The organism is Dellaglioa sp. CoH-57-MRSF-20 (assembly GCF_056781955.1).
On the sequence record NZ_JBXAXV010000124.1, the window covers coordinates 1 to 444 of the forward strand.

Here is a 444-nt window from a genome sequence, read left to right on the forward strand (position 1 = left end):
TTTGATCACAGACGTGGGTTTGGCTGCGGCCTCAGTGGCAACGCCCACTGGCCCCTCTATCCAGATCGTAGCATTCAAAGTGGGTGACGGTTACGGTTACACCCCGCAACGCACAGACACCGGGCTGAACGGCAACACACTGTACACAGGTGTTCCAACTACCTACAACTTTGTTGCGCCCGATACGCTCGACATTTTGTGTGAACTGCCGCCTGATGCAGGCTACTTCGAGTTCGGTGAGGTAGGCCTGTATCTGCCGGGCGACGTACTGTTTGCCAAGGCCGTATTCCAAAAGCCACAGCTTAAGTACCCGAATATGACGGCTGCGACCGTCAACACTTATTCGTTGCACTGCCTTTTGAAGCTCCAGCAGGCAATGGCACTGATTCAGGTTACTGTTCAGCAAAACCCAGCAATCCTAAACGTTTACGCGTGGTCGGATGT

1 protein-coding gene is annotated in these 444 nt (G+C 53.6%); it reads left to right on the forward strand.

The window, feature by feature from the left end; all coding sequences use genetic code 11:
- Window positions 1–444: phage tail-collar fiber domain-containing protein (locus tag AC1RPN_RS08435; RefSeq protein WP_481763751.1), on the forward strand; the 444-nt coding region annotated here is incomplete at both ends.